This window comes from Humibacillus xanthopallidus (genome assembly GCF_044793955.1).
GTDB lineage: Bacteria > Actinomycetota > Actinomycetes > Actinomycetales > Dermatophilaceae > Humibacillus > Humibacillus xanthopallidus_C.
This window is the reverse complement of the sequence record NZ_CP084995.1, coordinates 3,122,041-3,147,988: the sequence shown is the minus strand read 5'-3', so window position 1 is coordinate 3,147,988 and position 25,948 is coordinate 3,122,041. Positions and strand designations below refer to the sequence as shown.

At 70.8% G+C, this 25,948-nt stretch carries 21 protein-coding genes; 16 read left to right on the top strand and 5 right to left on the bottom strand.

The window, feature by feature from the left end; genetic code table 11:
• The first annotated feature begins 123 nt into the window (after window positions 1-123).
• From LG278_RS14045 to LG278_RS13985, 13 genes are all read left to right on the top strand, one after another.
• On the top strand, window positions 124-1,380 hold the full coding sequence (locus tag LG278_RS14045) for an NAD(P)/FAD-dependent oxidoreductase (protein ID WP_404387799.1): 1,257 nt from the start codon (window positions 124-126) through the stop codon (window positions 1,378-1,380).
• A gap of 15 nt (window positions 1,381-1,395) precedes the next feature.
• Window positions 1,396-1,710, top strand: a complete 315-nt coding sequence (locus tag LG278_RS14040) for a TusE/DsrC/DsvC family sulfur relay protein (protein WP_404387797.1) — start codon at window positions 1,396-1,398, stop codon at window positions 1,708-1,710.
• Between the two features lie 61 nt (window positions 1,711-1,771).
• Window positions 1,772-2,299, top strand: coding sequence for a DsrE/DsrF/DrsH-like family protein (locus LG278_RS14035; RefSeq protein ID WP_404387795.1), 528 nt, complete (start codon window positions 1,772-1,774; stop codon window positions 2,297-2,299).
• A gap of 178 nt (window positions 2,300-2,477) precedes the next feature.
• Window positions 2,478-6,158 carry an NEW3 domain-containing protein gene (locus LG278_RS14030; protein ID WP_404387793.1) on the top strand — a complete coding sequence of 1,227 codons (3,681 nt, stop codon included), beginning with the start codon at window positions 2,478-2,480 and terminating at the stop codon, window positions 6,156-6,158.
• 43 nt (window positions 6,159-6,201) lie between these two features.
• Window positions 6,202-6,666, top strand: coding sequence for a hypothetical protein (locus LG278_RS14025; protein ID WP_404387792.1), 465 nt, complete (start codon window positions 6,202-6,204; stop codon window positions 6,664-6,666).
• A gap of 107 nt (window positions 6,667-6,773) precedes the next feature.
• A complete protein-coding gene (locus LG278_RS14020) occupies window positions 6,774-7,514 on the top strand; it encodes a response regulator (RefSeq protein ID WP_404387790.1) in 741 nt (246 codons plus the stop codon).
• The gene (locus LG278_RS14015) at window positions 7,511-10,255 is read left to right on the top strand and encodes a DUF4153 domain-containing protein (protein ID WP_404387789.1); all 2,745 of its coding nucleotides are present in this window, start codon (window positions 7,511-7,513) and stop codon (window positions 10,253-10,255) included. Before LG278_RS14020 ends, LG278_RS14015 begins: the two co-directional genes overlap by 4 nt.
• Before the next feature lie 98 nt (window positions 10,256-10,353).
• Window positions 10,354-11,082 (top strand): UMP kinase, encoded by a 729-nt coding sequence (gene pyrH / locus LG278_RS14010; protein ID WP_404387787.1) that lies wholly within the window; start codon window positions 10,354-10,356, stop codon window positions 11,080-11,082.
• A gap of 102 nt (window positions 11,083-11,184) precedes the next feature.
• Complete coding sequence (gene frr, locus LG278_RS14005; RefSeq protein ID WP_404387785.1) at window positions 11,185-11,742, top strand: ribosome recycling factor; 558 nt, start codon at window positions 11,185-11,187, stop codon at window positions 11,740-11,742.
• A gap of 47 nt (window positions 11,743-11,789) precedes the next feature.
• Window positions 11,790-12,722, top strand: coding sequence for a phosphatidate cytidylyltransferase (locus LG278_RS14000; protein WP_404387784.1), 933 nt, complete (start codon window positions 11,790-11,792; stop codon window positions 12,720-12,722).
• A gap of 4 nt (window positions 12,723-12,726) precedes the next feature.
• A complete protein-coding gene (locus LG278_RS13995) occupies window positions 12,727-13,554 on the top strand; it encodes an SDR family NAD(P)-dependent oxidoreductase (RefSeq protein WP_404387782.1) in 828 nt (275 codons plus the stop codon).
• A gap of 95 nt (window positions 13,555-13,649) precedes the next feature.
• On the top strand, window positions 13,650-14,963 hold the full coding sequence (gene rlmN, locus LG278_RS13990) for a 23S rRNA (adenine(2503)-C(2))-methyltransferase RlmN (RefSeq protein WP_404387781.1): 1,314 nt from the start codon (window positions 13,650-13,652) through the stop codon (window positions 14,961-14,963).
• A gap of 158 nt (window positions 14,964-15,121) precedes the next feature.
• Window positions 15,122-16,270, top strand: a complete 1,149-nt coding sequence (locus tag LG278_RS13985) for a N(5)-(carboxyethyl)ornithine synthase (protein WP_404387779.1) — start codon at window positions 15,122-15,124, stop codon at window positions 16,268-16,270.
• An 81-nt stretch (window positions 16,271-16,351) separates the two neighbouring features.
• On the opposite strand, the gene LG278_RS13980 is transcribed toward LG278_RS13985, so the two are convergent.
• Entirely contained in the window at window positions 16,352-17,359 is a 1,008-nt protein-coding gene (locus LG278_RS13980) for a GlxA family transcriptional regulator (protein ID WP_404387777.1), read from the bottom strand.
• Window positions 17,360-17,431: 72 nt separating this feature from the next.
• Between LG278_RS13980 and LG278_RS13975 the strand changes: the two genes are divergently transcribed.
• Both LG278_RS13975 and LG278_RS13970 read left to right on the top strand, forming a co-directional pair.
• On the top strand, window positions 17,432-18,826 hold the full coding sequence (locus LG278_RS13975) for an MFS transporter (RefSeq protein WP_404387775.1): 1,395 nt from the start codon (window positions 17,432-17,434) through the stop codon (window positions 18,824-18,826).
• A 4-nt stretch (window positions 18,827-18,830) separates the two neighbouring features.
• The gene (locus LG278_RS13970; protein ID WP_404387774.1) at window positions 18,831-20,738 is read left to right on the top strand and encodes a propionyl-CoA synthetase; all 1,908 of its coding nucleotides are present in this window, start codon (window positions 18,831-18,833) and stop codon (window positions 20,736-20,738) included.
• A 62-nt stretch (window positions 20,739-20,800) separates the two neighbouring features.
• On the opposite strand, the gene LG278_RS13965 is transcribed toward LG278_RS13970, so the two are convergent.
• On the bottom strand, window positions 20,801-21,928 hold the full coding sequence (locus tag LG278_RS13965; RefSeq protein WP_404387772.1) for an LOG family protein: 1,128 nt from the start codon (window positions 21,926-21,928) through the stop codon (window positions 20,801-20,803).
• A 121-nt stretch (window positions 21,929-22,049) separates the two neighbouring features.
• On the opposite strand from LG278_RS13965, the gene LG278_RS13960 reads away from it, so the two are divergent.
• The gene (locus LG278_RS13960; RefSeq protein ID WP_404387770.1) at window positions 22,050-22,988 is read left to right on the top strand and encodes an AEC family transporter; all 939 of its coding nucleotides are present in this window, start codon (window positions 22,050-22,052) and stop codon (window positions 22,986-22,988) included.
• Window positions 22,989-23,121: 133 nt separating this feature from the next.
• On the opposite strand, the gene LG278_RS13955 is transcribed toward LG278_RS13960, so the two are convergent.
• The 3 genes from LG278_RS13955 to LG278_RS13945 all read right to left on the bottom strand — a co-directional run bounded on the left by LG278_RS13955 (window position 23,122) and on the right by LG278_RS13945 (window position 25,942).
• A complete protein-coding gene (locus LG278_RS13955) occupies window positions 23,122-23,838 on the bottom strand; it encodes a hypothetical protein (protein ID WP_404387769.1) in 717 nt (238 codons plus the stop codon).
• 164 nt (window positions 23,839-24,002) lie between these two features.
• Window positions 24,003-25,442, bottom strand: a complete 1,440-nt coding sequence (locus tag LG278_RS13950) for an aspartate aminotransferase family protein (protein ID WP_404387767.1) — start codon at window positions 25,440-25,442, stop codon at window positions 24,003-24,005.
• Window positions 25,439-25,942, bottom strand: a complete 504-nt coding sequence (locus LG278_RS13945) for an Lrp/AsnC family transcriptional regulator (protein WP_404387765.1) — start codon at window positions 25,940-25,942, stop codon at window positions 25,439-25,441. Before LG278_RS13945 ends, LG278_RS13950 begins: the two co-directional genes overlap by 4 nt.
• Between the last annotated feature and the right edge of the window lie 6 nt (window positions 25,943-25,948).

Here is a 25,948-nt window from a genome sequence, read left to right as displayed (position 1 = left end):
GTGATCGGGCGATTCCGACGACGCGCAGGGAGCGACAACCCTCGTCCGGTGTCTGCACCGTCACACCGTTTCTGTCTCGTGGGTCACAGCGTGCCAAATACCCACGGGGGTACCGTCGAAACCATGACCACCACACAGAAGACCTTGGTGGTGCTGGGCGCGGGCACGGCCGGAACGATGGTCGCGAACAAGCTCCGCAACCTCCTCTCGAAGAGTGACTGGAAGATCACGGTCGTCGACAAGACCGACATCCACGACTACCAGCCCGGATACCTGTTCATCCCCTTCGGGATGAACACCCCTGAGCAGGTGCGCAAGAGCAAGCACACCTTCATCCACGACGGCATCGAGCTCGTCCTCGCCGACGTCGACCGGGTCGACGCCGAGGCCAGGTCGGTCTCGCTGACCGACGGGCGGACCCTGCCCTACGACTACCTCGTCATCGCGTCGGGCACGACTCCGCGCCCCGACCAGACCCCGGGCATGCTCGGCGACGAGTGGCACAAGTCGGTCGGCGAGTTCTACACCTACGACGGGTCGGTCGCCCTCCGCGACGCGATGAGCGCTTTCACGGGCGGACGGCTCGTCATCCACATCACCGAGCTGCCGTTCAAGTGCCCCGTCGCCCCGCTGGAGTTCACCTTCCTCGCCGACGACTACCTCAAGGGCCGCGGCCTGCGTGAGCGCACGGAGCTCGTCTTCGTCACTCCGCTCGACGGCGCCTTCACCAAGCCCGTCGCGAGCCGGGAGCTCGGACACCTGCTCAAGGAGCGGGGCGTCACCGTCGAGACCGACTTCATGGTCGAGAGCATCGACCAGGAGCGCAAGGTCCTCATCTCCTACGACGAGCGCGAGGTGCCCTACGACCAGCTCGTGACGATCCCGCTCAACATGGGCGCCGACTTCGTCGCTCGCTCCGGACTGGGTGACGACCTCAACTACGTGCCGGTCGACAAGCACACCCTGCAGTCCACGCAGCACCCCGAGATCTTCGCCCTCGGCGACGCGAGCAACATCCCGACCTCCAAGGCCGGCTCGGTCGCGCACTTCTCGGTCGAGGTCTTCGTCGACAACTTCCTCGAGCTCGTGGCGGGCAAGCCGATGACGCACTCCTTCGACGGGCACGCGAACTGCTTCGTCGAGTCGGGGCAGGGCAAGGCCCTGCTCCTCGACTTCAACTACGACACGGAGCCGCTGACCGGAACCTTCCCGATCGCCAAGATCGGCCCGATGACCCTACTCAAGGAGTCGCGGGCCAACCACCTCGGCAAGCTCGCGTTCCGGCACATCTACTGGAACATGCTCCTCCCCGGCCGGCCGCTCGGCCTCCCCGCCCAGATGTCCATGACCGGCAAGATCCCGGCCGACGCCTCAGCCTGAAAGGACCTGATTCACATGCCCAGCACCACCATCGCCGGCCGCCAGATCGACGTCAACGACGAGGGCTTCCTCGTCAACCCGGACGACTGGACCGAGGACCTCGGCGCCGAGTTCGCCCGCCTCATCGGGGTCGAGATGACCGAGGACCACTGGAAGCTCGTCACCTACCTCCGCCAGGACTACAAGGCCCAGGGCGAGACGCCGACCCTGCGCCGCGTCAGCACGCAGACGGGGATGCCGGTCAAGCAGCTCTTCACCCTCTTCCCGGGCAAGCCCGCCAAGAAGATGTCCTACGTCGCCGGTGTGCCCAAGCCGAAGGGCTGCGTCTGAGCCAGCGCGGTCTCACCGACCAGCATCTCCCACCACACCGACAAGACCTGAGGAGCACGACATGACCACCATCGACAACGACGTCCAGACCGAGACGCCGTTCGTCCCGTCCTTCGACACCCCGTCCGACGAGGGCCGCAAGCTCGCCATCATCTGCAGCAAGGGCACCCTCGACATGGCCTACCCCGGCCTCATCCTCGGCAACGCCGCGCTGGGCGAGGGCATCGAGACGCACCTGTTCTTCACCTTCTGGGGCTTCGACATGATCAACAAGAAGACCCAGAGCAGTCTCAAGGCCACGCTTCTCGGCAACACCGCGATGCACATGCCCCAGGGACTGGGTGGCCTTCCGGGCATGACCCACCTCGCCACGTCGCAGCTCAAGAAGGCCATCGCCGAGCTCGACATCCCCGAGGTGCCCGACTTCCTCGACCAGATCGTCGCGTCAGGTGGTCACCTGTGGGCGTGCCGACTGTCTGCGGACATGAACCATCTGACGGAGGTGGACCTGCGTGACGATGTCGAAGGCATCATCTCGGCGTCCGACTTCATCGAGATGACCGCAGGCGCCCAGCTGCTCTTCATCTGAGGCAGCCGGGGTCTGGACGGCCCGGAGCGGTGCACCCGCCCCGGGCCGTTTCCGCGTCCGGAAACGGAGCCGGGAAACACGAATGCGACAGCGAGTGAGCAGTCCTCTCATTCCGGAAACAAGGGATGGATCGGACTGCTAGCGTCCGAGCACTCCATCACTCGTGTCAGGGGACAACATGCGTCGTCGGTGGTTCGCAGCAACGGTGTCCGCGCTCGTGACAGCGCTCATCCTCCCGGTCGCCGCAGCAGGTGCCGACGACAAGGGGTCTGCCCCTGCCGCGCCCGATCCGTGCACCGAACACATCGCCTACCAGGTGGACGCAGCCGGCTTCTTCAACGCCGGTGTCGGCACCGACGGGATGTGCACCCCTCAGCCCGGGGCCTGGGATCTCACCTACCGGTGGCCCAACGGACCCGGCACCGGCTACACGACGGTCAAGACCGAGTCGGGGGTCTACGTCCTCGGGCAGGACCTCAGTCCGGTGCGCGCCGTCGACGCCGCTCCGGGCAGCAGCGACACGACGAGCCTGCGCGACTACGTGCTGCCCTCGGGTCTGCGTCTGACCCAGCAGCTCGAGATCATCGACGGCTTCACCGCGGGGCGCAAGGACACCGTGAAGGTGAGCTACACGTTCGACAACCCGACGGGTGAGGCTCAACAGGCCGAGCTGCGCGTCATGCTCGACACCGAGCTCAACTACAACGACGGAGCACCCTTCCAGCTGCCGGGCGTCGGCGCGGTCACGACGGAGCGGGAGTTCACCGGGGCCGACGTGCCCGACTACTTCGCCGCGTTCGCCGACTTCCAGGACCCGGTCCACATCGCTGCAGGCATCCTCAAGACCCCGGGTGAGATCACGCCCAACCGAGTCGTCTTCGGCACCTGGCCGAACCTGTCTACCAACCGCTGGGACGTGACGACGAACCCCTTGGCGCCGATCACCTACGACAGCGCCGTCGCGATGTACTTCCGGCCTCCCTCGACCGGCGCGACGATCCCACCGGGGGAGTCGGTGACTTACACCACCCGTTACGGCCGCGCCAGCGCGAGCTCGGACTTCCGTCCGCCGCTCAGCATGACGGTCCTGGCGCCGGGGGAGGCTGCGCTCGGGTCTCCCTTCAAGGTGAGTGTCTTCGTCACCAACGTCGGCACTGGGCCCGCCACGAATGGTGCCGCGAGGCTCTACGTGCCCTCCGGCTTCACCGTGAGCGAGCCGACGGTCGTGTCCCTCGTCGACCCCTTGTCGCCGAACCAGACCCAGCAGGTGACGTGGACGGTGACTCCCGTCGATGTCTCCCTCGTCGGCCTGCAGCCCATCTCGGTGACCACGGCCGCCGACAACGCAGCGGAGAAGATCGTCACGCGCACCATCCAGGTGCTCCCGGGCAGCAAGCCGCTCGTCACCTATCCGCTGCTCGGGGCGCACGGCATCACCGGGCAGGCGGCCGACATGAACGTCGTTCTCGACACCGCTGCCAACACCGTCCCCGCCCTCAGCGGTCGCGAGAGCGTGCCGACCGGAGCCATCACCAGCGTGTGGACCAACGGAGCGACCATCGTCGACTACACCCGCGGCACGCTCCTTCCGCGGGTCGGGGCCTCCAAGACCAACGTGATCGCCCACAGCAAGGGCGGACTCGACACGCGTGTCGCGATGTGGACCGACCCCGAGCTGTTCGACACGCTGGGCATGCTGGCGACGCCCAACGCCGGGTCGGGGTCGGCCGACAAGCTGTGCTTCCTGCGACGGCTGCCTTGGGGCGACAGGGTGCAGTCCGGCATGGGCGCCTGCGACAGTGACGCCGACGGGCTGTACAACCTGCAGACGGACTACATGCGTGACGTGTTCAACGTCATCGTCCGCGACCATGCCCAGCACCTCAAGGTCGTGGCTGCTGGTGACTGCACCGGCACCGGCCGCATCACCTGCAACGCGGGATCGGCCGCAGCCGGGTGCGAGAGTGACCGCAACGGACGCATCCACGGCGACTCCGTCGTCTGTGTCGAGAGCGCCTTCGCTCGCACCACCGGCTACAGCGACGGGCTGGCCCATGCGCTCTCTCCGATCTTCGACGCGGACCACACGCAGATGCGCACGACCGTCTGCCCGACAACCCGTGTCCTGGCCGAGCTCTATCCGCTCGACAGCGAGGGCAACACTTGGCTCACGACCGGTTCGTGCAACGGCCAGAGCCTGCTCCGGAGCGCCTCGACCACGAGCACCTCGTCAGCCACGTCGCTGACGTCGTCAGGGGGCGGCACGGACTTCTTCGCCGGACAGCCCACGGCCGACCAGGTCCCCACGGTCGCCGCGGGGTCCCCGACGTCGCCGGCGCGTTTCGTCGTCGACCCGGAGGCGGGTGACCGGGCGCAGGCGACGGTGGTCCTGCCGGCCGGCACCACGGCGACGGTCACGGTGACGCGGCCCGACGGTTCGAGCGACCCGAGTGCCGTCGTGACCTCGACCGACATCTTCGGGGACACCGCCTACGTCGTGTCGTTGACCGGACTCGCGGGAACCTCCCGCACGGTCTCCGTCGCTCCCGAGCGCAGCGCCCAGGTCGGGCTGTTGAGCACCGTACTGTCGGGGGGCGTCACCGCCACCGCCGCCGTCACGCCAGGCACCGCCGCAACACCCTCCGCAGTGACGGTGAGCCTCAGCGGACTCAGTGCGGCCGCCACACGATCCAGCACGGTGACGATCGCGTGGCCCGAGGCTGGTTCTCGCCGAGACCTGCCGCTGACCTACGACGGCACCTCCAACACCTTCCGCGGCTCGTTCGTGGCTCCACCCGGAACCTTCGTCCCGGTCGACGTCAGTGTGTCGGCGGCAGGACGGTCGAGGATGCTGACGGCAGGCCTGGTGGTCCCCGACGACAGCGGCACGTTCTCCGGGCTGGGCGGCTCAGCCCTGGTTGACACCTCGGGTGACGGTCGCCCCGACGTCTTCCGGGTGCCGGTGCGTGTCTCGGTCGCCGCCTCCGGCACCTATCAGGTCGCCGTCGACCTCAGGGCTGGCGGGCGAGTCGTTCTCAGCGCCCCCGGCGCGGCGCAGCTGCCGGCGGGCGCCGGCGTCATCGACGTCGACGTGCCGGTGAGGGAGCTCCTCCTGGTGGGCGTGGACGGCCCGTTCGAGGTCACGTCAGCGGTGCTCACCGAAGGAGTCTCGACGCGCCGGATCGTTGCTCGTGCCGCGAGCCTCGGCCAGACCGGCGACCTGCGTCTCGGCCAGGTCGCGACCGCGACGGTGGCCCTGTCGCTCCCCACGCCCGCCAGCGTGGACTCCGACCGCGACGGTCGCTACGACCTGCTCCGCTTCTCGGGCACGGCATCCGTGCCGGCCGGGGGCGACTACCTGCTCTCCGGCAAGCTGGTCGCGCCCAATGGTCTCGTCGTCGGGACCCAGGAGCGGACCGTCGCCCTCACGGCGGGGCGGGCGGCGTATGCCGTCGAGTTCCCGGGCGAGCTCGTCGGAGCCAACGGGTCGGGCCGCTACACCCTCACCGGGCTGACCCTGACGTCGGTCACGGACCCGAAGGACACCGACCGGATGCACCGGGTCGAGACCGCCCAGCTCAACGCAGCCGAGTGGATCGGCGGCTCGGCGAATGCGACGACACTGCGCGAGATGTGGGCCGCGGCCGAGGCGAGCGGAGCCATCGCTCCCTTCGGTCTCTATGTCGCCGAGTCCAATCGGCTCGAGCGCGTCGAGCGTGCGATCGCCACCGGTGACCTCAGCCGCGCGCGTGCGGAGCTCGACACCTTCATCCAGCACGTGAACGCGGCCGGGGGCGTCGACGCCGACTGGCGTCAGCGACTCGTCGGCTACGCCACCAGCCTGCGGGCCGCTGTGTGACGATCAGGGTGAACCGTCTGGCGAGCACGGAGGGGAGGCACGGATGACCGGCCGCACGGCCCTGCTTGTCGGCATCGTCGCCGCAGCCGCGCTCCTGCCGCTGGGCGGGTGCTCGTCGGACGCCGCTGACCAGAAGGTCATCGACCGGCTGTCCAGCCTCGACGTCCTCGCGGTGCCGTCCGGGGCGACCGAGCTGAGCCGGGTCAGCCACAAGGGTGGGGGAGCCGACGTGGCCGCCATCCGCGGAGCCTCGAGTGTCACCGTGGTCTACGCCTCACCCCAGGCACCGACGGACTTCGGCCGCGCCTTCCACGCGCGCCACGATGCGACGTGGAACCTCAAGGACAACGGGGCCGCGCCACGGGGTGGCTGGGCCTCGGGCGGCGCCCTGCGGACGGAGCCGGGCACGATCGCCACGGTGGAGGCGCGCCCTCCGGCAGCCGCAGACCAGGCGCCGGGCGGCTCCGGCTCCGTCGTCACGGTGGAGGTCTCTGCGACGCGGCCCTGACCACTCGGTCGCGACAAGCACCTTGCGCCCGTCACCCTTCCGGTCTTCACAGGATCTCCACACGTCGCACGCGCACCCCGCTGCAGCCCCCTCCTAGGCTCGAGGACATGAGCCAGGGGACCAGCACGCCGCCGTCGAGCGCGCCATCGGGGGCGACGTTGCTCGTCGTCGAGGACGATGCCACGATCAACCAAGCCGTCACCGATCGGCTTGTCGCAGAAGGGTTTCGGGTCGTGCAGGCCTTCGATGGGCCGAGCGCGGTGCAGGCTCACGCCGATCACACTCCGGACCTCGTCGTCCTCGACCTCATGCTGCCCGGCTTCGACGGCCTCGAGGTCTGCCGCCGCATCCAGGCGGAGCGGCCCGTGCCGGTGCTCATGCTCACGGCCCGCGCCGACGAGACCGACCTGCTCGTCGGGCTCGGCGTGGGAGCCGACGACTACGTCACCAAGCCGTTTCGCATGCGCGAGGTGGTGGCCCGGATCCGGGCCCTGCTGCGCAGGGTCGAACGGGCCCGTGAGCTCGCCACCGACCAGCCCACCCTCCTCGTCCTCGCAGACGTCGTCGTCGACCGGGCCTCGCGCCGCGTCGTCGTCGCGGGAGCCGAGGTGCACCTGACCCCGCTGGAGTTCGACCTGCTGCTCGCGCTCGCGGCGGAGCCGGGAGCGGTGCGCGGTCGAGACGACCTCATGCAGGAGGTCTGGGGCTGGGCCGACGCTCGCGGCACCCGCACGCTCGACAGCCATGTCAAGGCGCTCAGGTCGAAGATCGGCCCCGAGCGGGTGCGCACCGTGCACGGCGTCGGCTACGCGCTCGAGGCTGCTCCGCAGCCCGGAGCGCCGCAGTGAACCCCGACCGCCCCCTCGACGGCATCCGTTCGATCAAGGTCAAGCTCGGCCTGCTCGTCGCGGTCAGCATCGTCGTGGCCGCCCTCGTGTCAGAGATCGGCGACCGAGCCGGGGTGCCCGCCTGGCTCACGGTGCCCGTCACCGTCGCGGCCGCCCTCGGCGTGACGCAGTGGCTCGCCCGAGGCATGACCTCGCCCCTGCGCGAGATGACCGAGGCCGCGGCCCGCATGGCGACCGGCGACTACTCCCGCCGCGTCACGGCGACCTCCGCCGACGAGGTCGGTGAGCTCGCCACGGCCTTCAACACGATGGCTGCCGACCTCGCCGACGCCGACCGCCAGCGCCGCCAGCTCGTCGCCACGGTCTCGCACGAGCTGCGCACTCCGCTCACCGCCCAGCAGGCCCTGCTCGAGAACCTCGTCGACGGCGTCGTCACGCCCGACGACGCCGTGCTGCGCACGGCACTCGCGCAGGCCGAGCGCCTCGGCTCACTCGTGGGCGACCTGCTCGACCTCAGCCGGGTCGACGGGGGAGTCGTGCCACTCGCGCTCGCCGAGGTCGACGTCAGAGACCTCGTCACGCGGGCGGTCGCCGAGGCCTCGGTGGGCTCGCACCACGACGGCCGTCGGGCCACGCACGTCCTCGCCGTCGAGGACGGCCTCACCGTCACCGCGGACGCCGCCCGGCTCGCCCAGGTGCTCGCCAACCTCCTCGACAACGCCCACCGGCACAGCCCGCCCGGCGGCACCGTGCGGGTCTCCGCCGGCGCCGACCCGGCAGACGGGGCACACCGGTGGTGGCTCGAAGTGGCGGACGAGGGCCCCGGCATCCCGGCCGAGGACGCCCGGCGCGTGTTCGACCGCTTCGGGTCCGGTGACGACACCGGTGGCGGCACCGGCATCGGCCTCGCGATCGCGAGCTGGGTCTGCGAGCTGCACGGTGGCTCGATCGCTGCCCTGCCCGCCAGACCCGGCCGCGCCGGCGCTCGCATCCGGGCTGTCCTTCCCCGCCACCCCGACGCAGGCGACACCGTCCGACCGGACGCCAGCGACACCGTCCGACCGGACGCCAGCGACATCGTCCGACCGGACGCCAGCGACAGCGCCCGAGCCGCGGCCGGCGCCGCCGACCGAGCCGCGCCACGACAACCCACGTCCCAGGAGGAGCCCGTGCCCACCCCGACCCCCGCCGTCCCGAGCGGCCCGTCGACCTCGCCCGCCACACGGCATACCGGCGCGGTGGCCGTGCCCCGACCGGGACTGCCACCCGGCCCGGTGATCGACAGCCTCTTCGGTGACCTCTGGCCGGAGGCCGGACTGCCGTCGCAGGTGCGCCTGCTCCTCGGCTGCGTCGGCGTCGGCGTCCTCGCCGCGGTCGTGCTGCCCTTCCACCAGCTCGGGCTCGCCCTGCTGATCGTGCTTCTCGCCGGAGGGGTGCTCCTCTGGCGCAGCTCCGTCAACCGCCGCACCCGCTGGGCGGGGCTCACGACGGCGGTCTGTCTCGGCCTCGCCTCGCTCATCGTGCTGCGCGCGGCGGAGTGGCTCACGGTGCTGGCCGTGCTCACCGGCATCGTGCTGACCGCCGTGGCGCTCGCCGACGCGAAGGGCCTGCTCTCGCAGCTCGGCGCCCTGGCCGCGTGGCCGCTCGCCGCCGTGCGCGGGCTGCCCCTGCTCGGACGCACGATCACCGCGACTAGCCGCCTGTCGATCCTCTGGCCGGTCGTGCGCACCGCAGCCATCTCCATCGTGGCGCTCGTCGTCTTCGGTGGGCTGTTCGCCTCGGGTGACGCGATCTTCGGGTCGTGGGCCGGCGCCCTCGTGCCCGACGTCGCCTGGGACAGCTTCGTCTTCCGCTCCTTCGTCGGCTTCGTCGTGGGCGGCGCCCTGCTCGCCGGGTGCTACGTCGCGATCAACCCACCCCGCACGGAGCGGCTCACGGTGCCGGCAGGGCCTCCGGTCCCGCGGGTGTGGGAGTGGGCCGTCCCCGTCGGCCTCGTCATCGCGCTGCTCGTCGCCTTCTGCGTCGCGCAGGCGGCAGCCCTCTTCGGCGGGCACGACTACGTGCAGCGCACGACCGGCCTGACGTATGCCGCCTACGTCCACCAGGGGTTCGGCCAGCTCACCGTCGCCACCCTGCTCACGCTGGTCACGGTCGCGCTGGCCGTGCGCAAGTCCCCCACGTCGACGCGCCGCGAGCGGGTGCTGTTGCGGGCCATGGTCGGCACCCTGTGCGTGCTCACGCTCGTCGTCGTGGCGTCGGCCCTGCACCGGATGGACCTCTACCAGCAGGCCTACGGCTTCACCGTGCTGCGTGTGCTCGTCGACGCCTTCGAGCTCTGGCTCGGGTTGCTCGTCGTGCTCGTGCTCGTCGCGGGCGTGCGCCTCTCGGGGTGGTGGCTGCCCCGTGCCGCGCTCGTCTCCGGGGCGGTGCTCCTGCTCGTCGGCGGGCTGGCCAACCCCGAGGCCTGGGTGGCCGAGCGCAACATCGACCGGTATGCGGCGACCGGCAAGCTCGACGTGCGCTATCTCGAGAGCCTCGGCGACGATGCCGTCCCGACGATCCTGGCCGGGCTCCCACCCGACGTCCTCGCCTGCCTGAGCCCGCGGCCCGTGTCCAGCACGTCGGTGCTCGAGTGGAACCTCGGCCGTCAGCGGGCCGCCGAGGCGCTCGCCACGGCCGGCGCCGGTGCCGGTGCCGGTGCCGCGGGGCCCGGGGTGTGCCCGCCGTCGCTCCAGCGCTGACGGCGGGTGGCGGCGGCGCCTCGATGCGGCTGCGGTGCTCCTCATGTGGAAAGATCGACCGACCGCTGGAACTGCCCCACCCGAGGAGGCCCCGCGCCATGACCGACGCCCACTCCACCCCCTTCCACCGGGTGCTTCTCAAGCTCTCCGGCGAGGTCTTCGGCGGCGGCCGCATCGGCCTCGACCCGGCCGTCGTGGCCGGCATCGCCACCCAGATCGCCGACGCCGTGCGCGGGGGCGTCGAGGTCGCCGTCGTCATCGGCGGGGGCAACTTCTTCCGCGGCGCCGAGCTGCAGCAGCGGGGGATGGACCGCACCCGCGCCGACTACATGGGCATGCTCGGCACCGTCATGAACTGTCTCGCGCTGCAGGACTTCCTCGAGAAGGAGGGCATCGAGACCCGCGTCCAGTCGGCGATCGGGATGCAGCAGGTCGCGGAGCCCTACATCCCGCGCCGCGCGATCCGTCACCTCGAGAAGGGCCGCGTCGTCATCTTCGGCGCCGGCGCCGGCATGCCGTTCTTCTCGACCGACACGGTCAGCGCGCAGCGCGCCCTCGAGATCAAGTGCGACGCCGTGCTCATCGCCAAGAACGGCGTCGACGGCGTCTACGACTCCGACCCCCGCACCAACCCCGACGCCAAGAAGCTCGAGACGGTCACCTTCCAGGACGCGATCGTCGAGGGGCTCAAGGTCGTCGACGCCGCGGCCTTCAGCCTCTGCATGGAGAACAAGCTGCCGATGGTCGTCTTCGGGATGGAGGGCGCGGGAAACATCACACGGGCGCTGCTCGGTGAGAGGATCGGCACGCTGGTCACCAACGCCTGACCGGCAGCGCCGTCCGCGAGGGCGGCGGCCCAGCACCTGGCAGCAGCTGCACGACGTGGCAGCACCCACTGGCACCACCGAGGACGAGGAAGCGCACGCACCATGATCGAAGAGACGATGTTCGAGGCCGAGGAGAAGATGGACAAGGCCGTCGAGGTCCTCAAGGAGGACTTCGCGGGCATCCGCACCGGCCGCGCCAACCCGGGTCTGTTCAACAAGATGACCGTCGAGTACTACGGCGCACCCACGCCCCTGCAGCAGCTCGCGTCGTTCCAGAACCCCGAGCCGCGCACCATCCTCGTCATCCCGTTCGACAAGTCGGCGATGCACGAGATCGAGAAGGCCATCCGCGACAGCGACCTCGGCGTCAACCCGAGCAGCGACGGCCACCAGATCCGGTGCGTCATGCCCGAGCTCACCGAGGAGCGCCGGCGTGACTACATCAAGCTGGCCAACCACAAGGCGGAGGAGGCCCGCGTCGCCGTGCGCAACATCCGGCGCAAGGCCAAGACCGACCTCGACCGGCTCGTCAAGGACGGCGAGGTCGGCGAGGACGACGGCACGCGCGCCGAGAAGGAGCTCGACGGCCTGACGAAGAAGCACACCGACCTCGTCGACGGGCTGGTCAAGGCCAAGGAGGCCGAGCTGCTCGAGGTGTGACCCTCGGCTCTCGACCCGCGATGACGACCGAACCACCACCGGACCCCGTGGAGCCAGTCCCCACGGCGGCCCACGAGGGTGACGGCCTGCTCCAACCCGTCCCCTACGACCCTGCGCTCGACGACATCGCGGGCCTGCCCCCCGAGCAGGTGCTCGAGAAGAAGCCGAGTCGCGCCGGCCGCGACCTGCCCACGGCGATCGCCGTGGGCCTCGGTCTCGGCGCGCTCATCATCTCCACGCTGCTCATCCGCAAGGAGTCCTTCGCCGTCGTCATCGCGGTCGCGGTGATGATCGCGATCTGGGAGCTGCGGGCGGCCCTGCGCCACGCCGGCGTGGAGGCGCCGTTCGTGCCCGCCATCGTCGGGTCGTCGGTGATGATGTGGGCGGCCTACGTACACGGCCCCGCGGGCCTGACCGTCGCCTGGGCGCTCGCCTGCGCCGTCGTCGTGGTCTACCGCGCTGGAGGCCGCCTCGAGGGAGCCGGTCGTGACGTGCTCGGCGGCGTTTTCATCCTCACCTACCCGACGTTCCTCGTCGGCTTCGGGATGTTGTTGCTGTCGGAGCAGGACGGCGTCGAGAGGATGGTCGTCTTCCTCGTGACGGCCGTCTGCAGCGACGTCGGCGGCTACATCGCCGGGGTGCTCTTCGGCAAGCACCCGATGGCGCCGACGATCAGCCCCAAGAAGTCGTGGGAGGGCTTCGCGGGCTCGGTGCTGCTGTGCGTGGTCAGCGGCTCGCTGACCGTGCACTTCTTCCTCGACCACTCGTGGCTCATCGGGGTGGCGCTGGGTGTCGGCGTGGCCATCGCCGCGACCGTGGGCGACCTCCTCGAGTCGCTCATCAAGCGTGACCTCGGCATCAAGGACATGTCCCACATCCTCCCGGGCCACGGCGGCATCATGGACCGCCTCGACTCGCTCGTCGTCGTGGCCCCGGTCGTCTGGGTCGTGCTGACGCTCCTCGCTGTCCAGCCGGCCTGACGCGATGGCTCTCGACAGCGACAGATGGGGCCCGACAGCGGTCGCACCCCTCTTCGGCCAGGGCTACCGCGTCGCGGTGGTCACGGGCGCCGGCAGCGCCACGGGCATCGGCTTCGCCGCCGCCGTGGCCCTGGGTCGCCTCGGGGCGAGGGTCGTCATCGCGGCCACCACCGCCCGGATCGACGAGCGGGTGCACGAGCTGCGTGAGCTCGGGGTCTCGGCGACGGGCTTCGTCGGCGACCTCACCGACCCCGACGTCGCGGCGCGGCTCGTCGACGACTGCGTGCGCGAGCACGGCCGCCTCGACGTCGTCGTCAACAACGCCGGCATGGTGAGCGCCACCGAGCCCGACACGCTCGGGGGTGGCATCGACGCGACCGACCCCGACCGGTGGCGCCGGTCGATCTCCCGCAATCTCGACACCGCCTATTTCGTGACCCGTGCCGCGATGCCGCACCTGCGGGCGTCGGGCAGCGGCCGCGTCGTCTTCGTCAGCAGCGTCACCGGAGCCGCGATGGGGATGCGTCAGGAGGTGGGGTATGCCGCGTCGAAGGCTGCGCTGGTCGGCCTCGCCCGCGGCCTGGCGGTCGACGAGGGACCCTCGGGGGTCACGGTCAACGTCGTCGGGCCGGGGTGGATCGCGACGGGCTCGCAGACCGACGACGAGGCCCGTGAGGGTGTCACGACGCCGCTCGGCCGGTCGGGCACGCCCGAGGAGGTCGCTGCGGCGATCGCGTTCCTCGCCAGTCCGGAGGCGGCCTACGTCACCGGCCAGCTGATCCTCGTCGACGGGGGCAACAGCGTCGCGGAGCAGCGCGCCCTCGACACCTGATCCGCAACACACCGGGCAGTCGCCAACCAGGCGTGGCATGCCAGGTGGAGTTGGCGGTTTGTCGGTGTGTTGCGGCCTGAGAGGATGGGGGCACCATGACCGAGTCTCCCGACCCCGCCACCGAGTCCACCGCAGACCCCGCCGCAGCGACCGCCACCGAGTCCCCACAGACGAGCGGGTACGCCGCTGAGGCCGTGACGCCGGCTGCGGCCTCCGTGCCGGCTGCATCGGCTGCATCGGCCGTGCCGGTCGCGCTGCCCGAGCCGACGACGGCGCGTCCCGTGCCGGGGCAGCTCACCTTCCAGGCACCGCGCCGTGGCAAGCCACCGCGTCACCTCGCCGACTTCTCACCGGCCGAGCGCAAGGAGGCCGTGGAGTCACTCGGGCACAAGGGTTTCCGCGCCAAGCAGCTCTCGACGCACTACTTCGAGCGGCTCGAGGACGACCCCGAGCAGATGACCGACCTGCCCAAGGCCGTGCGCACCGAGCTCGTGGCCGACCTGCTGCCCACGCTGCTCACGCCCATCGTGCAGCGCGTCGCCGACGACGGACAGACGCTGAAGTATGCGTGGCGCCTGCACGACGGCGCGATCGTCGAGTCGGTGCTCATGCGCTATCCCAAGCGCGTCACCATCTGCATCTCGAGCCAGGCCGGCTGCGGCATGAACTGCCCTTTCTGCGCCACGGGCCAGGCGGGCCTCACCCGCAACCTCTCGGCGGGCGAGATCGTCGAGCAGGTCGTGTGGGCGGCCCGGGCCCTGCGGCGTGGTGAGCTCGCCGGTGGCGGTGACGAGGACCGCGAGACGCCGCTGCGCGTCAGCAACGTCGTCTTCATGGGGATGGGCGAGGCCCTCGCCAACTACAAGGCCTCGATCGGTGCCATCCGTCGCCTCACCGATCCGGCTCCCGACGGTCTCGGCATCTCGGCGCGCGGGGTGACGATGTCGACCGTCGGCCTCGTGCCCGGCATCGACAAGCTGACGGCCGAGGGCATCCCGGTGACGCTGGCCCTGTCGCTGCACGCGCCCGACGACGAGCTGCGCAACGAGCTCGTGCCGATCAACACCCGGTGGTCGGTCGACGAGGCCCTCGATGCGGCCTACCGCTACTACGAGGCGACCGGGCGGCGCGTCTCGATCGAGTACGCCCTCATCCGCGACATCAACGACCACGGTTGGCGCGCAGACCTGCTCGGCGAGAAGCTCGCGGCGCGTGGCAGCGGTTGGGTGCACGTCAACCCGATCCCGCTCAACCCGACGCCCGGCTCCAAGTGGACGGCGTCGCGGCCCGGTGTGGAGCAGAACTTCGTCGAGCGGCTGCGCTCGCACGGCATACCGACAACGGTGCGCGACACCCGGGGCCAGGACATCGACGGTGCCTGCGGGCAGCTTGCGGCCTCCACCGCCTGAGCCGAGCCCGACGGCGTCGTGAAGCGCGTCACCGTCGCGCCGTGCGTGGCAGCCGGGCCCCGACCCCGGCGTAGGCTGGCGAGGTCCTGACCTCCCGGGCCCCGGTGGTGTCGCCACCGGCGGACGGAGCGGCGGACGGCCACTCAGGAGGTAGCCGCGTGAACCAGCTCAGCCTCGGCGTCATGTCCCGGTCGCTCAAGGAGAACGAGCGCCGTGTCGCCCTGCACCCGCAGCACCTCAGCCGCATCCCCGAGGACCTCCGGGGCGGCATCTACCTCGAGCGGGGCTACGGGGAGCGCTTCGGCGTCACCGACGACCAGCTCGCCGAGTGGGTCGCCGGCTTCCGCACCCGCGAGGAGCTCGTGCAGGAGTGCGACGTCATCCTGCAGCCCAAGCCGTTGCTCAGCGACATCGCCGCGCTTCGCGTCGGTCAGGTGCTCTGGGGGTGGCCGCACTGCGTGCAGGACGCGGACCTCACTCAGCTCGCCATCGACCGGCAGCTCACCCTCATCGCCTTCGAGGCCATGAACCACTGGAACGCCGACGGGTCGTTCGGCCTGCATGTCTTCCACAAGAACAACGAGCTCGCCGGCTACTGCTCCGTGCTGCACGCCATGCAGATCGCCGGGGTCACCGGAGACTACGGTCCGCACCGGCGGGCCGTCGTGATCGGCTTCGGCGCCACCGCCCGGGGGGCCGTGACTGCGTTGGGTGCCCTGGGGGTCGCGGACGTCGACGTCCTCACGCACCGCCAGACCGCGGCGGTCGCCGCGCCCATCCACTCGGCGCACATGGTCCACTTCGACACCGACGACACGCGCGCCAGGGTGAGCCACGCTGTGACCGAGGACGGCCGGGTGCCGCTGGGGGAGTTCCTCGCCGACCACGACATCATCGTCAACTGCGTGCTCCAGGACACCGATGCCCCACTGACGTTCATGACCGACGACGACCTCGCCCACGCGGCGCCCGGCACCATCGTCGTCGACGTGTCGTGCGACGAGGGGATGGGCTTCACCTGGGCGCGGCCCACGACCTTCGCCGAGCCCACCTTCGTCGTCGGCGACAACGTGCTCTACTACGCTGTCGACCACAGCCCGTCCTACCTCTGGAACGCCGCCACGTGGGAGATCAGCGAGGGACTCCTGCCCTTCCTGCCGACGATCATGGGCGGTCCCGAGGCCTGGGAGTCCAACCCCACCGTCCGACGGGCCGTCGAGATCCGTGACGGCGTCATCCAGAACCCCGCCATCCTCAGCTTCCAAGGGCGCTCGCCGAAGCACCCGCACTGGCCGCTCGCGACCTGACCTCGGCTCGTGTCCACTGGTGTGAGGTGATCCTGGCAGGGACGTGGGTGCCGCGATCACCTCGACTGGGGTGGTTGGGGGTCAGGCGGGCTCGGAGCGGTAGGTGCGTCGGTAGGCGAGCGGCGAGAGCCCGACCGCGGTTGCGAAGTGCTGTCGGAGCGAGGCCGTCGTGCCGAACCCGGCATCGGCGCTGACGCGGTCGACCGGCAGGTCGGTCGTCTCGAGCAGCTGCCGGGCGCGCTCGACCCTGGCCCGGGTGAGCCAGCTGCCGGCCGTCTCGCCGGTCTCCTCGCGGAAGCGCCGGGTGAAGGTGCGCACGCTCATGCCGGCGTGACGAGCCATGTCGGACAAGCCGATCGGCTCGCTCAGGTGGTGGAGCACCCACGTGCGGGTCGGCCCCGTGCCCGCCTCGGTCTCGTCGGGCACGGGTCGCTCGATGAACTGCGCTTGGCCGCCCCCGCGCCACGGCGCCACGACAGCTCCGCGAGCCACCCGGTTTGCGGCGTCGGAGCCGAGGTCGCTGCGCAGCACGTGCAGCAGCAGGTCGATGCCCGCCGCGTTGCCGGCCGACGTCAGCACGTCGCCGTGGTCGACGTAGAGCACGTCGGGGTCGAGGAGCACCTCGGGGAAGTGCCGCCTGAAGAGGTCGGCATAGACCCAGTGCGTCGTCGCCTCGCGCCCGTCGAGCTTGCCGAGGCCCGCGAGCACGAAGGCGCCCGTGCAGATCGAGAGCCAGCGCGCCTCCGGTCGCGCGGTCGCGGCCAGGTCGACGAGGGCGCCGGGCAGTCGGCCGTGCGTCACGATGTCGGTGTTGTTGAGGCCGGGCACGACGATGGTGTCGGCCTCGGAGATCACGGAGCGGGGATGGGTCGGGAGGGCGGCATACCCCGCCGAGGTCGTGACGGGTCCGTCGTCGAGGGTGCTCATCGACACCTCGTAGGGCGGCGGTGCCCCCGTGAGCCGGCCGGGCCACCCCGGGTCGAGGGCCGCCGCGCTGAAGAACCGGTGGGGCAGGCCGAGCTCGAAGGCGACGACGCCGTCGAGCGCGAGGACGGCGACCCGGTGCGGTCGCCCCTGCTGAGGGTCCATGGCCAGATTCTTGCACATCGTGTCCGTCAGGCCACTCGCCGTCAGCGGTCGTCATGCGCAAGGGTTTCCCTCGTGAGCCTCCCCGACCCCCGCCAGGCAGCGGCGCTCGACACCTCCGTCGACGCCCCCGCAGCCACCCCCGTCGCCGGGACCCCCCGCGCGCCGCGCCCCTACCGGCTCCACCCGGCCTGGTGGGTGGCCGTCGTCACCTTCCTGACGATCATCGGCGCTGCGGGCTTCCGGTCCACACCGGGCGTGCTCATGACGCCGCTGCACGACGAATTCGGGTGGCCGATGGGGGTCATCGGCGGCGCGGTGTCGGTCAACCTCGTGCTCTTCGGGCTCGCCGCACCGTTCTCGGCGGCGCTGATGGAGCGGCTCGGCATTCAGCGCGTCATCGCCACCGCTCTGGTGCTCGTGAGCATCGGCTCGCTGCTGCCGATCTGGATGACGGCCTCGTGGCAGCTCGTGCTCTGCTGGGGCATCGTCGTCGGGCTCGGCACGGGCGCCATGGCGATGAGCCTCGTCGCGACCGTCACCGGCCGCTGGTTCGTCGCGCGCCGTGGTCTGGTCACCGGCGTGCTGACGGCCGCGGGTGCCACCGGCCAGCTCATCTTCCTGCCGGTCCTCGCCTGGCTCGCCGAGCACTACGGCTGGCGCAGCGCGGCGATCGCGACCTCCGCGGCGGCCCTTGCCGTCGTGCCGCTCGTGCTGTGGAAGCTGCACGACCACCCGAGCGTCCTCGGGATCACGGCCTACGGCGCCCCCGCGGGCACCCCGGTGGCGCGCCCGCCGCGACCCACCGGACACCCCGCGCGACTGGCGATCACCACCCTGCGTGACGCTTCGCGCACCAAGGTCTTCTGGCTGCTCGCCGGCAGCTTCGCGGTGTGCGGTGCCTCGACCAACGGTCTTGTCGGCACGCACTTCATCCCGGCTGCACACGACCACGGCATGCCGACGACGACAGCGGCAGGCCTGCTCGCGCTCGTCGGCGTCTTCGACATCGTCGGCACGATCTTCTCCGGGTGGCTCACCGACCGCGTCGACCCCCGCATCCTTCTCACGGCCTACTACACGCTGCGCGGCGGGTCGCTCTTCCTGCTCCCGTCGCTCTTCAGCGACTCGATGCACGTCAACATGCTCGCCTTCATCCTCTTCTACGGCCTCGACTGGGTCGCCACCGTGCCGCCGACGATCGCCCTGTGCCGCAGTGCTTTCGGTGAGCGGGCACCGATCGTCTTCGGCTGGGTCTTTGCCTCCCACCAGCTCGGTGCCGCGGTCGCCGCGCTCGGTGCCGGACTCGTCCGCGACCAGCTCGGCACCTACGACCTCGCCTGGTACGTCGCCGGCGCGCTGTGCCTCGGGGCGGCCGCCATGTGCGTCGCGATCACCGTCACCCCTGTGTCGGATAGGTCACTCGACGCCTCAACCAGTGGTGCACAGGAGCCGGCGACGGCAGAGTGAGCCCATGAGCGACGGCGCCTTCGCGGCATACCAGAGCATCCACGACGCGAGTCTGCGCGACCCGGAGGCCTTCTGGCGCGAAGCCGCCCGTGGCATCGACTGGGTCACCCCGCCCGATCGCATCCTCGACGACTCGAGGCCACCGTTCTACCGGTGGTATCCCGATGCCGAGCTCAACGTCTGCCACAACGCCGTCGACCGGCACGTCGAGGCGGGGCGCGGCGAGCAGGCCGCCATCCACTACGACTCGCCCGTGACGGGCACCAAGACCACGCTGACGTATGCCGCCCTGCTGGCTCGGGTGCGCGCCGTGGCCGGCGGCCTGCGCGGGCTGGGCGTCGGCAAGGGCGACCGCGTCGTCATCTACATGCCGATGGTGCCCGAGGCGGTCATCGCCATGCTCGCCTGCGCGCGCATCGGCGCGATCCACTCCGTCGTCTTCGGCGGCTTCGCCCCGCAGGAGCTCGCTGCGCGCATCGACGACGCCGCCCCCAAGGTCGTGCTGTCGGCCTCGTGCGGGGTCGAGCCGAGCCGGGTCGTGCGCTACAAGCCCTTCCTCGACGAGGCGATCCACCGCTCCGCGCACCAACCCGAGCACTGCGTCATCCTCCAGCGCGAGCAGCACGAGGCCGAGCTCGGCGAGCGCGACCTCGACTGGCGCGACTTCGAGTCGAGCGACGCCGCCCTCGCGGGCGCCGAGTGCGTGACGGTCGCCGCGACCGACCCGCTCTACATCCTCTACACGTCCGGGACGACCGGGAAGCCCAAGGGGATCTACCGCGACAGCGGGGGCTACGCGGTGGCACTGCGCTGGTCGATGGAGGCGATCTACGACGTCGCGCCCGGCGAGACGATGTTCACCGCCAGCGACGTCGGCTGGGTCGTCGGCCACTCCTACATCGTCTACGCACCGCTGCTGACGGGGGCGACGACGGTGCTCTACGAGGGCAAACCCATCGGCACCCCTGACGCCGGGGCGTTCTGGCGCGTCATCGAGGAGTATCGGGCCGTATGCCTCTTCACGGCGCCGACCGCCTTCCGGGCTATCAAGAAGGAGGACTCGAGCGCGTCCCTCGTCGCCGACTACGACCTCTCGAACTTCCGGGCGCTCTTCCTCGCGGGGGAGCGGCTCGACCCCGACACCTACGAGTGGGCGTCGGCGGCGCTCGGCAAGCCGGTCATCGACAACTGGTGGCAGACCGAGACCGGGTGGCCGATCGCCTCCAACCCCAAGGGAATCGGGCTGCTACCGATCAAGGCGGGCTCGCCCACGGTGGCGGTGCCCGGCTACGACGTGCAGGTGCTCGACGGCACCGGGGAGTCGATGGAGCCCGGGGTCGAGGGCGCGATCTGCATCAAGCTGCCGATGCCACCGGGCACGCTGCCGACGCTGTGGGGCGACGACGACCGCTACGTCAGCTCCTACCTGTCGGCCTACCCGGGCTACTACCTCACCGGCGACGGCGGCTACGTCGATGAGGACGGCTACCTCTATGTCATGGGCCGAACCGACGACGTGCTCAACGTCGCGGGGCACCGGCTCTCGACGGGTGCGCTCGAGGCCGCGCTGGCCGGGCACGAGGCGGTGGCGGAGTGCGCAGTGATCGGGGTGCACGACGACCTCAAGGGCCAGGTGCCGCGCGGTCTCGTCGTGCTGAAGTCGGGCATCGACGCGGCGACCGAGGGTGAGCGGATCAGCCGCGAGCTCGTCGCACGGGTGCGCTCGGAGGTCGGTGCCGTGGCGGCGCTGCGCCAGGTCGACATCGTCGCCGGCCTGCCCAAGACCCGCTCGGGCAAGATCCTGCGCAAGACGATGCGCGAGATCGCCGACGGCAAGACCCCGACCGTGCCAGCCACGATCGAGGACCCCGCCGTGCTCGAGGCGCTCGGCGCAGTCCTCCGCGGCACCTGACCCCGATGGTCGCCGGGTCGAGGTGATGCCGGCACCCGCGTGGGGGCCGCGATCACCTCGAATTAGGGGGGAGGAGCGGGGGCGACGGAGGGCAGGAGGGGGAGGACCTCGTCGACCGTCTCGACGAGGTGGACCGCCTGCTCCATCCGGCGTCCGCGTGCCAGGGCCTGCAGGGCCGGCCACACCGGCACCGTCTCGGTCCAGTGCTCGCGACCGACGAGCACGAGTGGTGGCCCCGGCGCATCGTCGCGCGCGTAGTAGAGCGGGGTCACGGCCTGGAAGATCTCCTGCACCGTGCCCGCCGCGCCGTCGAGCACGACGACACCGGCGGTGGACCGGGCGAGCAGTCCCTCCTCGCGGATGGCGTTCGAGAAGTACTTCGCGATGACGTCGCAGAAGACGTTGGGCGGCTCGTGCCCGTAGAACCACGTCGGGATGCCGAGGGAGCGGGCGGTCGGCCCCAGCGTCTCGGAGGCACCCGGCGGCTCGTCGCCCACGACGACCGCACGGGCGGCGAGTGCGACGGTCGCCCATGGCGTCACGTCGGGGCGGAAGCCCGGCACGGGGGCGATCCGTCGGACGGCCTCCTCGACCGCCTCGGGCGTGCGGCACAGCGCACCGAGGTTGGCGGCCTCCATGGCGCCCGGCCCGCCCCCGGTCGCGACGAGGTGACCAGCCTCCGCCAGCGCGTGGCCGAGGCCGGCTGCGGCGGCGTAGGGCTCCGAGTGTCGTTGCAGCGCATGCCCGCCCATGATTCCCACGACGGATCGCCCGGCCACGAACTCGTCGAGCTCATCGGTGACGGAGTCGTCGTGGATCGCGCGCACGAGCGTGCAGTAGGCATCGGTGCGCAGCTTCGCGTCGACGAACCACGCGTAGGCGCGCGCGTCGGGCGTCGCGGCATACCCCTGCTCGAGGCCGGCGTAGAGGTCGTCGGGGAAGTAGAGGCCGCGCCACGGGTCGACCGGCGCGTCGGCGATGCCCGGGAAGACGATGGCCCCACGGTGCAGGAGGACCTCGGCGACCGCGGGCGGCACGGTGCCACCGAGCACGACGAGGCCGGTGAGGTCACCGTGGGCGGCGAGGTGCTCGGCGTGGCCCGAGAGGTCGAGGTTCTGCAGGCGCAGCCCCGACAGCGGCTCGCCGGAGTCGAGGTGGTCGTCCAGCTCGGCGAGGGTCTCGATCTCCATGCGCCCATCCTGCGTCATCCCCCGCTCCCGCGACGTGCCGGTGGAGCACCCGCCTCGGGCGAGGTGATCGAGGAACGGACCCTCGTGCCGGAGGACGGCGACCGCTGACAGGATCGGCCGGATGATGGGTGTGCTCGAGGGGTTCGCGACGATAGCCGTGATCGTCGCGGTCGGCTGGCTGCTGGCCGACCGCCGCATCCTCGACGAGAGCGCGCAGGGCAACCTCTCCCGTCTCGCCTTCTACGTCGCGTCGCCCGCGCTGCTGCTCACCGTCATGCAGCGCACCTCGCTCGACCAGGTGCTCTCGGCCAACCTCGTCACGTCGCTCATCAGCTTCGTGGTCGTCGTCGGCATCTACCTGCTGGTCGCCCGATTCCGTTGGGCGGGAGGCACGCTCGGGTCACGCCTCATCGGGAGTCTCTCGGCGGCATACGTCAATGCGGGCAACCTCGGCATCCCGATCGCGCTCTATGTGCTCGGCGACGTCGCGTGGGTGGCGCCGACGCTGCTCATGCAGCTGCTCATCATCACCCCGGTCTACATGGCCCTCTTCGACAGTGACGCCCTCGGCGAGCGACCGACGCTGCTGCGCAGCCTGCGTCGGATGTTCAGCAACCCGATCACGCTGGGGGCCGTCGCGGGCCTGCTCATCGCCCTCTTCGACATCGAGCTGCCTCGGGTGGTCGCCGCGCCCATCGACCTGCTCGGTGCGATGGCGGTGCCCTCGATGCTCGTGGCCTTCGGCATCTCACTGCGACGCGGCCCCCGCCCGGCAGCCGGGGGAGCGGCCGGCCACGTGTGGACCATCGTCGGGCTCAAGATCCTGCTCATGCCGGCGGTCGCGCTCGGTGTCGGGCTGGCGCTCGGGCTGCGGGGCGAGGCGCTCTTTGCCGTCGTCGTGACCGCTGCGCTGCCGACGGCGCAGAACATCTTCACGTATGCCGTCCGCTACCGACGCGAGGTCAACCTCGCCCGCGACGTGATCTTCATCAGCACCTTCGCATCGGTGCCGGTCATCCTCGGCATCGCAGCGCTCTTCCACTGGCTCGCCGGCGTCTGACACCACCACCACCGACCCCACACGCAGACTGATCCGCAGACTGATGGCCGGGGGCACATCTGTCTGCGGATCAGTCTGCAGAGCGGGTCGTCAGGGCAGCAGTGTCTGCGGACTGATCCGCAGGCTGATCCCGTCAGAAACCGAAGTCGCCCCCGCCGAAGTCGCCGCCGAAGTCGCCGCCCCCGAAGTCTCCACCGAAGTCGCCACCGGCGTCTCCACCCGCATCTCCACCCGCGTCGCCGCCGGCATCCCCGCCGGCGTCTCCACCCGCGTCGCCGCCGTCGGCCGAGGCGTCCCCGGCCTCCTGGGCCTCGGGCGAGGACTCGTAGCCGCCGAGCATCATGTTGGCGAGCGCGGAGCCCACGACGACGCCGGCGATGGTGCCGAGCATGGAGCCGGCGATCATGCCGCCCATCCCCATGCCTCCACCCATGCCGCCCGCACGACCGCCGCCGCCACCGAAGGCGCCCTGGAGGTAGCCGGGCTTGTTCATCTCGGCCCGCGTGGCGCTGCGTGCGAGGTCGGCGGGCTGGTCGCTGCGCGGCCGCTCACCCTCGGGGAGGTCCTCGTTGAGGCGCTGGAGCACCATCTGGCGCTGCTCCGGCGTCAGCTTGCCGAAGGCCTCGGTGTGGACGCGCTCGATGTCCTCGGGCGGGGCGGTGCGCAGGAGGTACTTGTAGCGGGCGATCGCACGCTCGTCCTCGCTCGACGCGCCGCCGCTCGGGGCGGGCACGGCATACGGCTGCCCGGTCGGAGCGGGGGCTCCCCACTGGCCACCGGGCGCCTGCGCGGGGCGCTGCTGCTGTTGCTGCAGGGGCTCGCGGCCCAGCAGCTTGTCGAGGAATCCCATGTCGTCTCCTTGCGTCGGCGTCGCACTGACGGTCAGTGGCGGTCAGTGGCGTGGGCGGGCGGTATGCCGCCCCCGTCCATGTCCTTGACCTACCCAACGACGCTGGGCCGGCCACCGTTCCTGCGGTGGCCGGCCCAGCGGCATACGTCGGGGGTGTGGGTGGGTCAGAGGTGGTTCTCGGCCTCGATGAGCACGCCGCGCAGGCGGGACTCGATGTCGTCGAACTCCGCCTGGCCCATGATGAGCGGCGGCGCGAGCTGGATGACCGGGTCGCCGCGGTCGTCGGCGCGGCAGTAGAGACCCGCGTCGAAGAGCGCCTTGGACAGGAAGCCGCGCAGCAGGCGCTCCGACTCGGCGTCGTTGAACGTCTCGCGGGTGGCCTTGTCCTTGACGAGCTCGATGCCGTAGAAGTAGCCCGCGCCGCGCACGTCACCGACGAGCGGCAGGTCGAGCAGCTTGTCGAGGGTCGCCTTGAAGGCCGGGGCGTTGGTCTTGACCCGGTCGTTGAGGCCCTCGCGCTCGAAGATGTCGAGGTTGGCCAGGGCGACCGCCGAGGAGACCGGGTGCCCGCCGAAGGTGTAGCCGTGCGGGAAGTAGGTCGTGCCCTGCTTGAACGGCTCGAAGAGGCGGTCGCTCGCGATCATCGCGCCGATGGGGGAGTAGCCGCTCGTCATGCCCTTGGCGCAGGTGATCATGTCGGGCACGAAGCCGAAGTCGTCGCAGGCGAACATCGACCCGATGCGCCCGAACGACGTGATGGTCTCGTCGGCCACGAGGAGGACGTCGTACTCGTCGCAGATCTCGCGGACCCGCTCGAAGTAGCCGGCGGGCGGCGGGAAGCAGCCACCTGAGTTCTGCACCGGCTCGAGGAAGACCGCCGCGACGGTGTCGGGGCCCTCGAACTCGATGGCCTCGGCGATGCGGTCGGCCGCCCAGCGCCCGAAGGCCTTCTCGTCGTCGCGCAGGTGCTCGGGAGCGCGGTACATGTTGGTGTTGGGCACCTTGTGCGCGCCGGGCACGAGCGGCTCGAACATCTCCTTGGCCGCGGGGATGCCGGTGATCGACAGGGCGCCCTGGGGGGTGCCGTGGTAGGCGACGGCGCGGGAGATGACCTTGTGCTTCGTCGGCTTGCCGGTCAGCTTGAAGAACTGCTTCGCGAGCTTCCACGCGGTCTCGACGGCCTCGCCGCCACCGGTCGTGAAGAAGACGCGGTTGAGGTCGCCGGGGGCGTAGCCCGCGAGGCGCTCCGCCAGCTCGATGGCCTTGGGGTGCGCGTAGCTCCACAGCGGGAAGAAGGCGAGCTCCTTGGCCTGCTTGGCGGCCGCCTCGGCGAGCTCCTCGCGGCCGTGTCCGACCTGCACGACGAAGAGCCCGGAGAGGCCGTCGACGTACTCGTTGCCGCGGTCGTCCCAGATCTTCCAGCCCTGGCCCTTCGTGATGATGGGCACGGAGTGGCCGAGACCGCCCTCGTCCTTCTGCTCGAAGACCGAGTGGCGCGTGAAGTGCATCCACAGGTGGTCGCGGGCGGCGTCCGAGTGGAGCGCGCCGGTGGGTGTCCGGTGGTCCGAGGTGGGTTCCCAGACCTCGTTCGGGTTGATGCTCATCGTGTACCCCAGTTGTAGAGCTGCTTGTTGAGTTTCAGGTAGACGAACGTCTCGGTCGCCGTGACACCCGGCAGCGGTCGGATGCGGCTCGTGAGCAGCTCGAGCAGGTGGCCGTCGTTCTCGCAGACGACCTCGGCCAGCACGTCGAAGGAGCCCGCCGTCGTGACGACGTAGGACACCTCGTCCATCTCGGTCAGCGCCTCGGCCACGGCGGTCATGTCGCCGGAGACGCGCAGGCCGACCATGGCCTGACGCTGGAACCCCACCTGCAGGGGGTCGGTGACGGCGACGATCTGCATGACGTCGGCCTCGAGCAGGCGCTGTACGCGCTGGCGGACGGCGGCCTCGGAGAGTCCGACCTCCTGCGCGATCGACGCGTAGGACTTGCGCCCGTCGTGCTGGAGGAGCTCGATGATGGTCTTGCTGACCCCGTCGAGGTTGACGGAGGACTTCCTGGTGCTGCCGCCGCCGTTGTTGGCCACGCCCCGGATCGTCGTCATGGGGCG

Bases quoted from the DNA above. Each gene is read 5' to 3' on its own strand.
- LG278_RS14045 (WP_404387799.1), top strand. From the start codon at position 124: ATGACCACCACACAGAAGACCTTGGTGGTGCTGGGCGCGGGCACGGCC.
- LG278_RS14040 (WP_404387797.1), top strand. From the start codon at position 1,396: ATGCCCAGCACCACCATCGCCGGCCGCCAGATCGACGTCAACGACGAG.
- LG278_RS14035 (WP_404387795.1), top strand. From the start codon at position 1,772: ATGACCACCATCGACAACGACGTCCAGACCGAGACGCCGTTCGTCCCG.
- LG278_RS14030 (WP_404387793.1), top strand. From the start codon at position 2,478: ATGCGTCGTCGGTGGTTCGCAGCAACGGTGTCCGCGCTCGTGACAGCG.
- LG278_RS14025 (WP_404387792.1), top strand. From the start codon at position 6,202: ATGACCGGCCGCACGGCCCTGCTTGTCGGCATCGTCGCCGCAGCCGCG.
- LG278_RS14020 (WP_404387790.1), top strand. From the start codon at position 6,774: ATGAGCCAGGGGACCAGCACGCCGCCGTCGAGCGCGCCATCGGGGGCG.
- pyrH (WP_404387787.1), top strand. From the start codon at position 10,354: ATGACCGACGCCCACTCCACCCCCTTCCACCGGGTGCTTCTCAAGCTC.
- frr (WP_404387785.1), top strand. From the start codon at position 11,185: ATGATCGAAGAGACGATGTTCGAGGCCGAGGAGAAGATGGACAAGGCC.
- LG278_RS13995 (WP_404387782.1), top strand. From the start codon at position 12,727: ATGGCTCTCGACAGCGACAGATGGGGCCCGACAGCGGTCGCACCCCTC.
- rlmN (WP_404387781.1), top strand. From the start codon at position 13,650: ATGACCGAGTCTCCCGACCCCGCCACCGAGTCCACCGCAGACCCCGCC.
- LG278_RS13980 (WP_404387777.1), bottom strand. From the start codon at position 17,359: ATGGACCCTCAGCAGGGGCGACCGCACCGGGTCGCCGTCCTCGCGCTC.
- LG278_RS13970 (WP_404387774.1), top strand. From the start codon at position 18,831: ATGAGCGACGGCGCCTTCGCGGCATACCAGAGCATCCACGACGCGAGT.
- LG278_RS13965 (WP_404387772.1), bottom strand. From the start codon at position 21,928: ATGGAGATCGAGACCCTCGCCGAGCTGGACGACCACCTCGACTCCGGC.
- LG278_RS13960 (WP_404387770.1), top strand. From the start codon at position 22,050: ATGATGGGTGTGCTCGAGGGGTTCGCGACGATAGCCGTGATCGTCGCG.
- LG278_RS13955 (WP_404387769.1), bottom strand. From the start codon at position 23,838: ATGGGATTCCTCGACAAGCTGCTGGGCCGCGAGCCCCTGCAGCAACAG.
- LG278_RS13950 (WP_404387767.1), bottom strand. From the start codon at position 25,442: ATGAGCATCAACCCGAACGAGGTCTGGGAACCCACCTCGGACCACCGG.
- LG278_RS13945 (WP_404387765.1), bottom strand. From the start codon at position 25,942: ATGACGACGATCCGGGGCGTGGCCAACAACGGCGGCGGCAGCACCAGG.